12 protein-coding genes and 1 pseudogene are annotated in these 15,090 nt (G+C 54.9%); 5 read left to right on the top strand and 8 right to left on the bottom strand.

The genetic code is table 11. The features are described 5' to 3' along the window. Window positions 1–43: 43 nt before the first annotated feature. Window positions 44–115 (top strand): annotated as a pseudogene (locus CCE92_RS16255) (hypothetical protein); the annotation flags it as partial. A gap of 17 nt (window positions 116–132) precedes the next feature. On the opposite strand, the gene CCE92_RS13770 reads toward CCE92_RS16255, so the two are convergent. The 8 genes from CCE92_RS13770 to psiE form a co-directional block, all read right to left on the bottom strand. Next, window positions 133–1,635, bottom strand: a complete 1,503-nt coding sequence (locus tag CCE92_RS13770; RefSeq protein ID WP_088008857.1) for a helix-turn-helix transcriptional regulator — start codon at window positions 1,633–1,635, stop codon at window positions 133–135. Window positions 1,636–1,711: 76 nt separating this feature from the next. Next, window positions 1,712–2,884, bottom strand: a complete 1,173-nt coding sequence (locus CCE92_RS13765; protein WP_088008854.1) for a metal-dependent hydrolase family protein — start codon at window positions 2,882–2,884, stop codon at window positions 1,712–1,714. Window positions 2,885–2,934: 50 nt separating this feature from the next. Next, window positions 2,935–4,239, bottom strand: coding sequence for a M20 family metallo-hydrolase (locus CCE92_RS13760; RefSeq protein ID WP_088008851.1), 1,305 nt, complete (start codon window positions 4,237–4,239; stop codon window positions 2,935–2,937). 143 nt (window positions 4,240–4,382) lie between these two features. Further along, window positions 4,383–5,579, bottom strand: coding sequence for a hypothetical protein (locus CCE92_RS13755; RefSeq protein ID WP_088008848.1), 1,197 nt, complete (start codon window positions 5,577–5,579; stop codon window positions 4,383–4,385). 556 nt (window positions 5,580–6,135) lie between these two features. Further along, window positions 6,136–6,711: a hypothetical protein gene (locus CCE92_RS13750; RefSeq protein WP_088008845.1), complete on the bottom strand. Its 576-nt coding sequence runs from the start codon at window positions 6,709–6,711 to the stop codon at window positions 6,136–6,138. Window positions 6,712–6,831: 120 nt separating this feature from the next. Then, entirely contained in the window at window positions 6,832–8,895 is a 2,064-nt protein-coding gene (locus CCE92_RS13745) for a sensor domain-containing protein (RefSeq protein WP_162287883.1), read from the bottom strand. Window positions 8,896–9,175: 280 nt separating this feature from the next. Then, window positions 9,176–10,099: a magnesium transporter CorA family protein gene (locus CCE92_RS13740; RefSeq protein WP_088008839.1), complete on the bottom strand. Its 924-nt coding sequence runs from the start codon at window positions 10,097–10,099 to the stop codon at window positions 9,176–9,178. A gap of 39 nt (window positions 10,100–10,138) precedes the next feature. Beyond that, window positions 10,139–10,624, bottom strand: coding sequence for a phosphate-starvation-inducible protein PsiE (gene psiE / locus CCE92_RS13735; RefSeq protein ID WP_338152475.1), 486 nt, complete (start codon window positions 10,622–10,624; stop codon window positions 10,139–10,141). Between the two features lie 432 nt (window positions 10,625–11,056). Here psiE and CCE92_RS13730 point away from each other — a divergent pair, with 432 nt between their 5' ends. The 4 genes from CCE92_RS13730 to CCE92_RS13715 are packed head-to-tail and all read left to right on the top strand — an operon-like array spanning window position 11,057 to window position 14,970. Beyond that, window positions 11,057–12,109, top strand: a complete 1,053-nt coding sequence (locus CCE92_RS13730; RefSeq protein ID WP_088008837.1) for an iron-siderophore ABC transporter substrate-binding protein — start codon at window positions 11,057–11,059, stop codon at window positions 12,107–12,109. Next, on the top strand, window positions 12,102–13,142 hold the full coding sequence (locus CCE92_RS13725) for a FecCD family ABC transporter permease (RefSeq protein WP_088008834.1): 1,041 nt from the start codon (window positions 12,102–12,104) through the stop codon (window positions 13,140–13,142). Before CCE92_RS13730 ends, CCE92_RS13725 begins: the two co-directional genes overlap by 8 nt. After that, window positions 13,139–14,170, top strand: a complete 1,032-nt coding sequence (locus tag CCE92_RS13720) for a FecCD family ABC transporter permease (protein ID WP_088008831.1) — start codon at window positions 13,139–13,141, stop codon at window positions 14,168–14,170. The genes CCE92_RS13725 and CCE92_RS13720 overlap by 4 nt, the downstream gene beginning before the upstream one ends. Further along, the gene (locus CCE92_RS13715) at window positions 14,170–14,970 is read left to right on the top strand and encodes an ABC transporter ATP-binding protein (RefSeq protein WP_088008829.1); all 801 of its coding nucleotides are present in this window, start codon (window positions 14,170–14,172) and stop codon (window positions 14,968–14,970) included. The genes CCE92_RS13720 and CCE92_RS13715 overlap by 1 nt, the downstream gene beginning before the upstream one ends. Window positions 14,971–15,090: the final 120 nt, after the last annotated feature.

Raw genomic sequence — 15,090 nt, 5'->3', positions numbered from 1 at the left:
ATCGCTGACTAGACTTGCTTTTACTTATTTAAAAGATTGGGAAATGGCTCAGGACGTGGTACAGGAAGTGTTTGTCACAGTATTTCAGCAGCGTCACACATATTCGGAAATCAAGTCATTCAAAGCATGGATTTATCGCATAACGATCAACCGATGTAAAGATATCCTTGAAAAAGGCGGCGACGTGCCGACACGAGCACTTGGCATAAAGTGTTTCAGCATGTCGTGGAGTTTCAGGTAGACCCGCTTCATTTCACTGCCGCTCACCGCCGTCGCGGAAGGCTCATAAAACATGAAATGCCAGGACGCCAAAAATGTCTCACCGTAGACGTTCAGACAATGCTTCAAAAACAGCTCCAATTCCGCGAAAAAGAGGGCTTCGTCCTCTGAAATTTCCTGGTAATCGACGCGGACGAACAGCGAAAACCCATGTTTCTGCAGAAACGTCAGGGCAAAGTCCGCATTGTAGTACGGGGAAGTGGTCGCAACGGTTTCATCCGTCTCCACCGGGGGGATGAGTGTGGTGCCGCGGATCAGTCTGTCGATTCCGACATACTTCAGGCCCAGTTCCGATTTTGCGGTCAGCAGCTGCGACCGCACGCCTTCCTTGAGGACTTCCCGGAGTTCGCCGATGGAAAGGTGATGATCCGCATGCATGACTTTCCCCGCCGGTGTCAGTGATGCATCGATCGCCAAGTTGACGGCGGTCGATCCTGTATTCGGATAGGCCTCTGTCTCATCCTCCTCGAGAAACACTTGGAGTTTCCTTAAAATATCCCGCAGGCTGTCCGGCCGGGAACCTGCCTCTTCACGCGGGGACGTTTCCGGCGCTTTCGTATCCCGGTGGTTCTCACGGTAGGTTTTCAGCGTCTCCCCATACGTTTCTTTGAAGAGCTTCGCCAGGGAGCCGGTGTTCGGAAACCCGTTGTTCATGGCAATCTGCGCGATGGGTTTGGTGGTGTAGAGCAGATCTTTCACCGCATGCGCCAGGCGGATTTCCATCAGGAACCGGTTGAATCCGATGCCCGTCTCCTGTTTGAAATAACGTGACAAGTACCCTGCGGAGAGATGGAACCGGTCCGCTGTTTCCGAAAGGGTGATGGGCTGTTCGTAGTTGTCTTCAACGAATTGGATGATCTGCTTCAGCCGGTAGTCGCTCGTGCTGACTTTTTCCAGGCTGCTCGCCCGGTGCTTGAATCCGCGCGCCAAGATGATCAGGATGCTGCTGATGTTGGACTGGATGGCCAGCTGATGCGTTTCTTCTTGCTGGTAATGAGACACCAGCGTCTCAGCCAACAGCTTCCGTATAGTTTTGACCAGCTTTTCCCGCCCCATGTCGATCTCCCTGGAATAGCATTCGAACCGGCTGTTGCGGTAAGCGGCATAGTATCGGTCCAGGTATTGGCCCGATACAGACACCGTCAATACCCGGTTCCCTGCCCTTCCGTCCGCCTGATAAAGCTGATTGCGGTTGATGACGAGCAGATCTTTTTCTTCCAGCGGGTAATAGCGGCTGTTCGTCTCAATGGTCAGGCTGCCGCTCACCACCATGACCAATTGAAGGTCCGGGCTGATGGCGGGTGCCGATGATTTTATCTCCCCGAAATTCACCTCAAAGTCGCTGCGCTGTCCCACGATCAGATCCCTCCTGCTTTTTCCTGCCGCCCGGCTGCCGCCTTTTTGTCATGATTCATTTCAAAACGCGGTGCGGTCAGACGCGTCCGCCTTCTTTATACACAGCATGGACATCACGGAATGCGCCGATCCCGTCTTCTGGATCTCCGTTGAGGAGAACGAAATCAGCCGTTTTCCCTTTTTCGAGCGATCCTGTCTTATGGTGGACGTTCAGCGTCTCCGCAGCATGGTAGGTGGCTGCTGTAATGATATCACGGACCGGCATGCCATAGGCGTTCATGAGTTCCAGCTCCTTGGCGAAATCGCCGTGGAGATTGAACGGCGTCCCCGCATCGGTACCGGCAGCGATCTTGACCCCGGCTTTGAGCGCTTTCCGGAAACTTTCCTGATGCACATCAAAGCAGTGGACCGCTTTCTTCACCGCGTGCGGCGGAATTGCGCCGGATTCCGCGTTCTGGACAATATAATACGGAGCAGCAAGCGTCGGAACAAGGACCGTTCCATACTCCAGCATGAGTTCGATCGTCTCATCGTCGAGGAAAATGCCGTGTTCGATGGTGGTGATCCCAGCCCGCACGGCGTTCTGGATTCCTTCTGTCCCTTGGGCATGGGAAGCGGTCGTTTTCCCGGCATGCTTCGCTTCTTCGACGGCTGCGCGCATTTCCTTTTCCGACAGCTGCGGTGATCCCGGGTCCACACCCGGTGTCATGACCCCGCCGGTCGCCATCAGTTTCAGCACGTCAGCGCCGGCTTTCAGCGTCGAACGCGCCGCTTTCCGGACCCCGTCTTCCCCGTCCGCTTCCGTCGAGAACGGATACCCGTGCCCGCCGGTCATGACGATCGCCTGCCCGGAACCGTAAACAGCGGGACCTGCCATCAGACCGGCATTCACCGCGTTCCGGAATTCGAGATCGATGTGCCACTTGGAACCGAGATTCCGGACGCTCGTCACTCCCGCTTTCAGCTGTTTCTGCCCGTTGACATAATGGCGGTAAGCCGCCGTCGCCTGGGAGTCTTTTTCAATTTGCGCGAAAGGGTCCGCATCCCCGTCCATTCCCAAGTGGACATGCATATCGAAAAAGCCGGGCACCGCCGTTTTCCCGCTTCCGTCCACCGTCTCATCCGCCGTCATCCGGACCGCTTCATCGCCGGCCGCCACAATACGGCCGCCTTCCACAACGATGGCCGACTCCCGGAATTTTTCGCCGCGTCCTGTATAAAGTGTGATGTTCTCCCATTTCGTCGCCAATCTGATTCCTCCTTCAATTCGTGATTCCTGCGGGCGAGTCCCGTCTCTCTTCAGGAATCCATCCTTTTTTCAATAAAATCCTTCAGCACGTGGATCCCCAGGACACAATCGTTCAGGGAAGACCATTCTTTCGGATTGTGGCTGATCCCGTCCCGGCTTCTGACAAACAGCATCGCAACCGGCAAGTGCCGGCCAAGAATCATCGCATCATGTCCGGCACCGCTCGGGATGTAAGTCGGCTCGATGCCGAAACTCTCCAGCGACCGGGCGAGCGACGCCTGAAGCTCACCACCGATCGGGACAGGCATGATCCGCGTATTCTGTTTAATATCCAGCCTGATCCCCCGTCCGGCGGCCACTTCCTCCGCTTCCGCGATGATCCGTTCAAGCAGCCGGTCCCGCGTCTCTTCTTGGATGTCCCGGATGTCGGCGTGCATAATCACTTTTTCCGGTATTACGTTGATCCCGTTCGGCGCCACTTCCAGCTTCCCGACCGTGGCGACCGCCGTGTCACTCACTTCTCCGGGTATATCCGGAATCCGCTGGATCAGCGCTGCCGCCGCGGCCAAGGGATCCTTCCGGCCGGTCATGGGTGTATTGCCGGCGTGCCCCGCCTGTCCGGTCCATTCCATTTCCAACCAAGCCGGTCCCGCGATTCCGCTGACAATGCCGACCGGCTGCTGCGCCGCTTCAAGCCGTTTCCCCTGCTCGATATGGACTTCGACGAACAGTTCCAGCTCATCCAGGTCCCGGACTGCGCTTTTAAAGCCGGAAAGGGTGCTGCCGTATTCCAGCAGCACCTGTTCGAGCATTTTCCCGTCATAATCACGGAGCTGTGCCATTTCGGCCTCGGGAATGTCTCCAGTCACCGCCCGGCTTCCGGTCAGCCCGCTGTTGAACCGGGAACCTTCTTCATCCGTGAAAATAATCACTTCATACGGTTTCTCAGGCACGTAGCCCGTTTCTTTCCAGGATTCAGCCACTTCCAGCGCAGACAGGACGCCCAGCGGGCCGTCAAAATTCCCGCCGTTCGGCACGCTGTCGACATGCGAACCTGAAGCGATCGCTTTGGCACTGCCCTTCTTCCCTTCAAGACGGCCGAAAACGTTTCCGGCCCCGTCTTCCGAAACGGCGAGACCCGCTTCTTCCATCCACTGTTTCACGAGCGCCTTCGCTTGTTTTTCCTCAGCGGAAAGACCGGGACGCCGCACGCCGCCGGGTTCCGTATACCCGATGCGGGAAAGTTCGTACAGCCGCCGGGCGACGCGCTCGCCGTTTATTCCCGAATGGGTCAGTTTTTCATCGTACGCGTTCAGCAAATCAGCATAGACCGGATTGTTCTGTTCAGCAGCCATAGCAGCCTCCATTTCTTTTGTGGTTATGTGAAACGTCTCTGTTGATATTCCGCAAAACAGCTCCACTTTCCGCTGTCTGCTCCATATGTTTTGCAGTTGAAAAAGTCTGCACTATTCTTTAACAAAACCTTTTTTATTGTAAATTATAGGAATCCGACAAAGATTCCCGCGAGGACGACCGACACGATCGTCACGGTGATGAAGCCGCCGACGAGCATCGGCGGCAGCATGTAGCCGGTCAGCACTTCGCGTTCTTTTTCATCTTTTGTCAGCGCATTGATCACTTCGACAGTGATGATGTAGTCCGCCGGAAATCCATAAAGCGCAGTGAGCGATACGGCGAAAGCCATTTCCTTGCTGACTTTCAGAATCTTCCCGATGATGAACGAGAACAGATACATGCCTGCGACACCGATGATGATGCAGGCGATGAGCGGGTAAAGCAGTTCAAGCATCATACTCGGGGTCGCGTTTTTCAGGCCGTCGAAGATGTACAGCAGGAGACCCGCTATCGCGAAACCGAAGCCATTCGCCTTCTGGAGCGGATGACGTTCAAGGAATCCGACGCTTCGGCCGATGACACCGAACAGCAGACACAGCACGAACGGGCTGATTTCCACAAGCGGCGCAGCCAGCACTGATGTCAGGTAAGCCAAGTAACCGACGATCGCAAGGCGAAGAAACTTGAAGAAGTCCGTATCGTATTTTGCCGGCATTCTCGCAAACAGACGCGGTTCCTTCACTTCTTCCGCAAGTTCCGACGTCTCCTCGCTGACCAGTTTCTGTTCGGGCAGGTCGTTGTTGCGGTACCTTTCAAGAAGGTTCCTGCCTTCCCGTTTCAGCATGATCGAAGTGAGCGGATAGCCCGCAAACCCTTGCATGACATAAATGACGATAGCGAAGACCGCCAGCGTCGGAAGCCCTGCCGCTGTCGCGCCTTCAGACATGATCAGCGCGGAGACGAGCCCGCCGACCAGCGGCGGAATGGCGACCACGATCGTCTGGAAATCGAACAGGAGCAGCCCGATGCCGAACAGGGCGGCGATAATCCCGAGGATCCCTGAAATGGCGATCAGGATCGTCCGCCATTGCTTTTTCAGTTCCTGCAGCGACAGCAGCGTCCCCATATTCACGATCAGCAAATAAATGAGGAGGACAGCCACCGCGGCGGGGATTCCGGCGATTGCTACGATATCCGGCGGAAAGAATGTCCAGTATCCCAGCAGGAAGAGGACCCCGCTGATGAAGATGGAAGGAATCCAAGCTTTTGTGCGAATCGAAACGACTTCGCCTATGTACAGAGCAAACAGTAAAACCGCAATTGCCAGCATTTGTGCCATTCAATATTCTTCCTTTCGTTCTGTTAAGTTGATGAATCACGATGCGGAATGGGATCAGTCCTCAAAACGGTATAACGCAATGGAGTTCCTGACGAAGGAGAATGCAGGGGAGGTACCGGTGATCCGCAAACGTATCCCAAGGCGGGCCTCTGTACAGGAGACCATCAGCTGTTTTTCAGACCGGTTCTGCGCCGGGTTCTGGAACCGGTTACACACATGTTGCATTTTTCCAGCGAAATCGAGGCTGCCGGATGTCCAAGATTTCTTGACAGCGTACTGTTCCAGAATGTATCACTTCTGCTGATTGTTGATTTCATCCCCCCTTATCCTGGTCGCCAGCTGAACGGAATCGGCTGGGCCTCCATAAAACTTTTCCCTACCTTACCATAAAAAAAGCATAAGTTAATAGAAAAATTTAATAAATTTTAAATCTTTATTTCTTTTTTTCGATCATTTCACCGATAAAAAAACCTTCAGGTTCTGAATATACCTGAAGATCCGAATGGTCCTGTTTCTATTTTCATGCCCTTCGCCGCCGAAATGATTCGCCGGCCTGTCAGCCGAACCGGCGGTGAAAGTCTTCGATAACCTTCATCGCGCCCGCCACCGTCAGAAACACCAGAACCAATAAGACGAGGATGAACGCAAACGGATAGCGGATTTCCAGGAAATCTTGCACTGTCATCAGAAACGGCTTCCGCATGTGTTCAGAGCGGGGGTCAATGTAGTATAAGTGCTTGACCGATGTTCCGGACAGCACCGGATGCCAATTCCCGTCTTCCGGTTCCAGCCAGATTTCAATCCGGTCACCGACTGCAATATCCATTTTCTCTCCGCCTGTCATCTGGACCCAGGAAGGAATGTATGTATATTGAATCGGGAGAGAAGAGGGCAATTCCGCATTTTCCGGCTGTTTGAGCACTGCTTCGATTTCCAGCGTCATTTCACGGGTCTGCGAGTGTTCTTCATTTTGGAAAAGAAGGACATCCTCTGTCACTTCACCGGTCAGATGGAGCGGTGCTTCGGCATGGACCCGTTCAACTTCTTCCGGTTCCATGGCTGCTGAAGCTGGCTGTGAGGATCCGGAAAGAACCAGCAGCAATACCAGCAAGCCTGACAGCATCGATTTCATTGCACACGCCTCCTTTCCATGTAAAGAATCAGACGGCTTCATCCGTTAGAAGTTACAGGATGGCGGGCACAGAAAAAAGCCGAAGTCCGTACTTCAGCTTTTTTCCGGTCTGAACCCCGGTCAGCTGACCGGTTTCACTTCTTTTAAGTGTGCTTTGAAATCTTCCAGCGGGAGCGGCCGGCTGAATAAATACCCCTGTCCGAAATCGCATGACATCCCGCGGAGAATTTTCTCTTGGCCGGCCGTCTCGATGCCTTCCGCCACCACTTTCATCTTCAGGCTGTGCGCGACATCGATGATCGATTTCGTAATCAGCGCCTTGGATTCATTCTCTTCCATATCCAGGATGAACGACCGGTCGATCTTCAAGTAATCGACGGCCAGCTTTGTCAAATAACTGAGTGACGAATACCCGGTGCCGAAGTCATCCAAGGACACACAGACGCCCAGCTTCCGCAGCTGCTCCAGAACGTCCATCGTCCTGTCGATGTCGTAAAGGACCACGCTTTCCGTGATCTCGAGATTCAGCCGTTCCGGCGGGTAACCGGTCTCATCCAGCAGGGCGGTCAAATTCACAAAAAAATGATCCGAAAGCAATTGGCGGGAAGAGATGTTGACGTTCAGCATAATCGGTGTCCCTATCGACTGGATATCCGCCATCGCCTGCTTCAGCACCCATTCCCCGATTCTGTGGATGTGCCCCGTCTTCTCCGCTAACGGAATGAAGTCGAGCGGCGACACAAATCCGTAAGCCGGATGGTGCCAGCGAAGGAGCGCTTCGGCTCCGGTCACCTCTCTCGTCTTCAAATCGATCTTCGGCTGATACATCAAGCGGAACTCCTGATTTTTCAGCGCCTTCTGCATGTCACTGACCAGGCGGTTTTCCATCACCGTTTTATCGTTAAGTTCTTCGCTGTATGTGCAATGACTGATTTTCCGGTTCTCATCCCGCTTCGAGTAGTACATGGCGACATCCGCGTATTTCAGGAGGGTTTCCACTTCCTTCCCGTGATCGGGGCAAAAACTCATGCCGACTGTCGGTGTGACCGACAGATCATTCGGAAGTGCAGCGGGAACGCGGCGGATCACCTCTTCCGCCAGTTCTTCCGCTTCGCGCCTGGAATCGCACTCGACCAACGCCACAAATTCATCCCCGCCGTACCGTGCAATGAAGCCCGCCGGCTCCAAGATTTTCTGCAGTTCCCGTCCTGCATCCCGGATCACCGCATCTCCGACGTGGTGCCCGTAAGCGTCGTTCACCCGCTTCAGCTGGTCCAGATCGATGAACAGCAGCGCGAACTTCGCCGGCTGTCCTTTAGGACGGTTCCAGTACCTGCTGACTTCATCGTAAAAGTGGTTCCGATTCGGCAATCCCGTCAAATCATCATAAAAAGCAAGCTTTTCCGCGCTGGCCAGTGCCAGTTTCTTTTCCGTCACATCTAAAATAGTTCCCATCATCGCCGGAGCTCCCTTATATTCAATCGAAGCGGACCGGAGCTCGGCGATGATTTTCGAACCGTCCTTCCGCACAAGACGCAGTTCCTGAGTCCCCACACTTTTGCCATGCATCGACTGGAGGAACCGCATGAGCGCGATTTCCGCGCTTTCTTCATCAAGTAGCTCATAATAACTCATCCCGATCAATTCTTTCTCCGAATAGCCCATCATCTCTTCGAATTGAGCATTTACGAACACAAGTACGCCGTCCTGCGCAATGTAGACAGCATGCGCGCTCTTGTCGATGAGTGTCTGGTATTTCATGACCGATTCCCGCAGATCCTCTTCGGTCTTTTTCTCGGAAGAAATATCCATCGTAAATCCGTTCAGCTGAAGGGGTTCCCCTTCTGCGCTGAAAACCGGTTTCCCTTTCATCCGGACCCAGACAACTTCTCCATCATTCCGCTGCACTTTGAACTTGAAGTCGAATGCTTCGTGCGCCGCGAACGTCCTTTTAAGTTTCGTCAGGATATCCTGATGATCGGGATGGACCCGCTCTAGCCACAGATCCGGTCCCATCATATTTTCCGCCGAATCCCCATAGATCCGTTCAACGCCGGGTGTCACAAAAAGCGTTGCTGTTTTGACGTTATAGCTCCAAAAGAAAATACTGATATCTTCACCGAATAAATTCAGATTCGTCTGCCCGGTTTTTTTAAAGAAATCGAGGAGATGATTCAATTTCACTACTTTTCCTTCCGGCAATTCCTCCAAACTAGCCCATTCCCTTCATTGACCACTCACAAAATTTTTGGTGTATTTTATCATTTTACCCAGCAAATGCCGGCATTTCACTAATTATTATAAAAAAATCTGTATTTTTATCTTTATCGGCAGCCATGCCATAATTTTTAAGAATATGAATCAGTTCCGAATGAAGAAGAATTCACCTCCTTCATCGGGTGCCTGCCTTAAAAAGAAAACAGCGCCCGGCGGACCCTTTCAGGCTCCGCCGGGCACCCCTTTTTCATCGCTTTTTCCTGTTCAAAATATCGCCCATCCAGCCTTTTGTCTTCAGGAAGAAAAACAGGAGCGCGGTGTTGATTAGGATGAACAGTGCCGCAAACAAGTACCCATACTTCTCATCCAGTTCGGGCATATATTTGAAGTTCATACCCCACCAGGCGCCCCAAGCTGAAATCGGCGTGAACAGCAAGGTGATGACGGTAAGGGATTTCATGATTTCATTGCCCATGACAGAAGCGGTCACTTCCTCAAGGTCGACCATTGTGCTTACTTCTTCCGTGTACTGGCTGATCAAATACTCACAGCGATGGATCTGGCGGCCGACCCTGTCAAAGAATTTTTCCCGGCAATCTTCGCTGAACGCTTCCTTCGATGCCATATGCAACTCGGAAATGGGAATGATCAGGTTTTTCATGACCAGCAGCTGGTGGCGCAAGTTCATCAGCCGATCCAGCACCTTTTCTCCATTCTCTTCTTCCAGCTCCCACATCAGTTTCCGGATGTCCACTTCAAGGGCGTCAATTTGTGACAGGAAACTGGTCGTGACATCATCCAAAATCGCCATGAATCCCTCCAAGGGGCTCGCTACCGATTCCATATTGGTCAATATCCGGTCCTTATCCAGGCTTTCCAGGCTCCCGAAATCCAGGTGCGCAGTGACGAGCACCTCACGGCTGATGAAAAAATGCATCATTTTCTCCGCTTCCCGTTTGTCGGGCCGCTGCTTATACGTGATAGTTCCCCACAAGGATTCCTTCCCGCCGGCGGTCCGGTTCATCTGAAGCGTATTCTGATCCTCTTTGTAAACATGCCGGATCCAGTCATCCGGCACATGGTAATCCGCAAGAAGGACCTGTAGCTGATCCGGATCGGCAAAATCCATCTCATGCCATATCCATCCTTTGGAAAACGAATGATTTTCCAACTCGTCCTCCTCCTTTGTCCTGAGGCCCGTTTTTTTCTGTTACTCCGCATCTTCCCTGTACACACGCCCTTCAAACGGAGCCGGTTTCAAAAACTGACGGCGGCTGTCCGGACGCACCCGCGGTGCCACGTTCAGGATAAAGTAACCGATGACCAGGATCAGGATGACGAGAGAGTAGTAGAACGTAGCAATCGGGTCGTGGTGCTCGACGATGATCAGCCGGATCATCGCTGTGATGCCGATGTAAATGAAATAGCGGAGCGGAAAGTGGTAATTCTCTTTGAAATATTTCACGATCATCGAAATGAATTCGAAGTAGAGGAAGAACACGAGAATGCTCTCCAGAAATGCCTTATAATCCCCTGCTTCTTCAGTCAGGACAATACCGCTCAATCCGATCAGCTCTCGGATGAGGAGGACCGCCAGTATAGCGGCCAGGAAAACGAGGGACAGGTTCAGCAGGAGCTGAAGAATGAGCGGAAGCCCTGCAGCGACTGCGCCAAAATGCCGTTTGACCATTTCCATTTCCGATTACCGCCTCCTGCTCATTGTGAGATGGCTGCGAGTTGCGCGCGCAGCCAAAATGCCGGATTCCGGTTTCACTGTACCATGGCCGGACAGCCTGCGGCCGGATTCGGGGAAAGCTTAAAACAACTTTTACTTCCCGTTAATAAAGATTCATAACTGGATAAAAAATCCGGGTCCGGTTTGACAGCCTTTCAATTGAGAGTTATTATCAGTACGTTGATAATAATTCTCAATATCAATTAGAGGAGGCGATGGTTCCGCGCCACTTCAGTCATTTGTGCCACATCATCTTTCCGACCCCGTTGCCCGCTTTGTGAAAAGATGGCTGTTTCAGCCTATATACATAATTTATTCTGTAAAGCCGCCGGCGATGAGCCGGCAATTGCACTCCGCTTAACCAATTCCAACAAAAGAAAAGGATGATTCTTCATGCAACTGAAAAAACAGTCCCCATTAACCGCCCTCGCCGTCTCGGCGGGCGCCCTGCTCCTGCTCGCCGGATGTGCCGGCCAGGAAGAGACGGCTTCAGCTCCGGAAACCGGGACCGCTGCAGAGAGCACCGGTTCGGAGTATCCGATCGTGATCGAGCACGCATTCGGTGAAACGGAAATCACGGAAGAACCGGAACGGATTGTGACCGTCCAGTGGGCGAACCACGATGTGGCGCTGGCGCTCGGTGTCGTCCCTGTCGGATTTTCCGCCGCCAATTACGGTGTGCAGGATGACAGCGGACTGCTTCCGTGGACGGCCCAAGCACTCGAAGAACTCGGAGCGGAAGACCCGAACATTTTCCAGGATACGGATGGCCTTGACTTTGAAGCGATTTCCGATGCCGATCCGGACGTCATTCTCGCCGCCTACTCCGGCATAACCCAGGAGGACTACGATATTCTCAGCCAGATTGCGCCGGTCGTCGCTTACCAGGACGGACCGTGGACAACGACCTGGCGGGACCAGGTCCTCCTGAATGCGAAAGGAATGGGAATGGAGGAAGAAGGCGAGCAGCTGGTCGAAGACACGGAACAGCTCATCGCGGATGCGGTGGCTGGCTATCCGAAAATCGCGGGCAAGAAAGTCGCCTGGGTCAACTTCTCTGCAAAAAACTTGTCGGAGTTCCACATTTACACACCGGCTGACCCGCGGGGAGCCTTCCTGGAAGAACTCGGCATGGAATATCCGGAAAGCGTCACGAGCCAGATCACGGATCCTTCCGCGTACGCATTGCCGGTCAGTGCGGAAAATGCGGATATCCTGAATGATGCCGACATCATCATCGGCTACGGCGATGAAAGCCTTTATGAAGCGGTGAAAGCGGATCCGCTTCTCGGCCAGATCCCGGCCATCGAGCGCGGCTCAGTCGTTTTCGTCGGCAATAATACGCCGCTCGCGGCTGCCGGCAACCCGAACCCGCTCGCCATCGAATACACCATCGACGAGTATCTGGAATTAATCGGCGGGGCCATCGATCAGCTGGATGACTAGTCCGACCGTTCAAGCGCCCGACAAGCATGACCTGCACATCCCCCGGAATTTTCCGGCCGTGCTGGCAGTCAGTCTGCTGCTGCTCCTTCTTTGCGTGCTCGCTTCCCTGGCGTTCGGCTCCCGCATCGTGGAAGTGAGTGATGTGGCGGATGGACTGTTCCGGCCTTCAGTGGAGACGTACGAGGCGGAAGTGGTCCGCCAGCGGATTGCCCGGACCGTCTTCGGCCTGCTGTGCGGGGCGGCACTCGGCGTTTCGGGCGCCCTCATGCAGTCGGTCACCCGCAATCCCATCGCTGACCCGAGTATCCTCGGTGTGAATACCGGAGCTGCCCTGGCCGTCGTGTGCGGAATCGCCTTCCTCCAGATCAGTTCGGCGGGCGAATACATTTGGTTTGCGCTCGCCGGGGCGACCGTCACTGCGGCGGTTGTCTTCGGAATCGGATCGCTCGGCAGGAGCGGTGCGACACCGCTCAAGCTCGTGCTCGCCGGTGCGGCGACAAGCGCAGCGCTTTCGTCACTCGTCATGGCCATCATGATCCCCCGCGCTCAAGTGATGGACCAGTTCAGGTTCTGGCAGGTGGGCAGCATCGGCGCCGGCAATTGGGACGCGATCGGGACATTCCTGCCGTTCCTGTCTGCAGGCATCGCGATCGCGCTCCTCACTTCCCCGGCGCTGAATGCCCTGGCGCTCGGTGACGAAGCCGCCACCGGCCTCGGCGTCAAAACCGGCACGCTCCGGCTGCTCGCCGCACTTGGCGCGGTGCTGCTGTGCGGTGCGGCAACTGCGCTGGCCGGACCGATCGGATTCATCGGCCTGCTCGCGACCCACGTCATGCGGCTCATCCTCGGCGCAGATCTGCGGTTCGTGGTGCCGATGTCCGCGGTGGCCGGCGCCGCCATCCTGATCGTTTCCGATGTCATCGGCCGCCTGCTCGGCAGTCCGGGCGAACTGGAAGTCGGCGTGGTCACCGCGTTCGTCGGTGCGCCGATCCTGATCATTCTGACCATGAATATGAAGGTGAGATCGTTATGACAAGTTCATCCATGGACTGGATCCGGACCGGAAGGCAGAGGCGGCACCGGCGCTGGCTCTTTGTCACAGGCACACTCAGTGCGCTCGCGTTCCTGCTCAGCTGCGCGATGCTGCTTCTCGGCAATACCATTTATCCGATTCCCGATGTGGTCCGGGTACTGGCCGGCGAACAAATCGACGGCGCTTCATTCGCCATTGAAGTGATCCGCCTTCCCCGCCTGCTCGCGGGATTCTTCGCCGGATTCGCCTTCGGCATCGCGGGCAACACATTCCAGACGATGCTCCGCAATCCGCTCGCCAATCCGAACGTCATCGGCATCACCGCCGGTTCCAGCGCCGCGGCCGTTTTCTGCATCGTCGTCCTGCAGACAAGCGGCGCCATCGTTTCCGCCGCTTCCATTGCTGCCGGGCTTGCGACAGTACTGCTCATTTATGTACTGGCGAAAGGGAGTTCATTTTCCATCGGCCGGCTGATCCTCATCGGAATCGGGATCCAGGCGATGCTGAACGCACTGATTTCCTACTTGCTGCTGATCGGCGATGAACAGGACCTGCCGGCAGCGTTCCGCTGGCTGAGCGGGAGCCTGAATGGCTCGCAGCTCCATGAACTGCCGCCGCTCATCCTGTCCGTGCTCCTGCTCGCTCCGGTCATTGTGGCACTCGGCAAGCACCTCAGCATCCTGGAGCTTGGCGAACAGGCGGCCGTTTCAGTCGGTGTAAATGCAGATATGGTGAGAATCGCGCTCATCGTCAGTTCCGTCGTCATGATCGCCATCGCCACGGCTGTGACCGGACCGATCGCGTTCGTTTCATTCCTCGCAGGACCAATCGCCAAACGGCTCGTCGGCAGCGGGTTTTCAAACGCCATTCCCGCCGGTCTCGTCGGCGTCTGCCTTGTCCTTGCTGCAGATTTGATCGGCCAGTTCGCGTTCGAGACCCGCTATCCGGTCGGCATCATCACGGGTATCCTCGGCGCGCCGTACTTGATTTTCCTGCTGATCCGGATGAATAAAAGAGGAGAGTTGTAATGAGACAGACCCATACATTCCAGGCAAAACAGGTGGTTGCCGGGTATGAGCGGAAAACCGTCATCGACGGAGTCAGCCTGACAGTCCCGAGCAATAAAATCAGCGTCATCATCGGCGCGAACGCATGCGGGAAATCGACGCTGCTTAAGACGCTGTCCCGGCTGAACAAAGCGTCGTCCGGTGACATCACACTCGACGGCAAAGCCCTCAGCAAAATCCCGACCAAGCAGCTTGCCCGTGTTCTCGGACTGCTTCCGCAGTCCCCGATCGTACCGGAAGGGATCTCGGTCGCCGATCTCGTCGGCCGCGGCCGTTTTCCGCATCAGTCGCTCCTGAGCGGCTGGTCGAAAAAAGACTACGAGGCTGTCGCCGAAGCGATGCGCATCATGGATATCACGGAACTGGCCAATCGCAGCATCGATGAGCTTTCCGGCGGGCAGCGTCAGCGCGTCTGGATCGCCATGGCCCTTGCCCAGCAGACCGATATCCTGTTCCTCGATGAACCGACGACGTTTCTGGATATCACCTATCAAGTCGAAATCCTCGACTTGCTCACCGACCTGAACCGGAAGTACGGCACGACGATCGTCATGGTCCTGCACGACATCAACCTTTCCGCCCGCTACGCCGATCATATCTTCGCCCTCCGGGAAGGAAGACTGGTTGCGGAAGGCGCGCCGTCGGAAGTGATCACGAGCGAACGGGTCCGGGACATCTTCGGACTGGACTGCCTCGTCATCGATGATCCGGTCTCCGGCTCCCCATTCGCGATCCCGCGGGGCCGGCACCACGTTTCTTAACGGCCTGTGCCATCAAAAAGAATCGCGCCCAAACCGCCGGACAGCGGATTGGGCGCGATTTTTATTTTGTACCTATGGTCTGGAATTGCGTCTGGCACAGGCACCTGACAAAGAGACGGA

This window comes from Indiicoccus explosivorum (assembly GCF_002167005.1).
In the GTDB taxonomy this organism is placed as follows: Bacteria; Bacillota; Bacilli; order Bacillales_A; family Planococcaceae; genus Indiicoccus; species Indiicoccus explosivorum.
The sequence above is the reverse complement of the archived record's forward strand: the minus strand, read 5'-3'. Positions and strand labels throughout refer to the sequence as shown.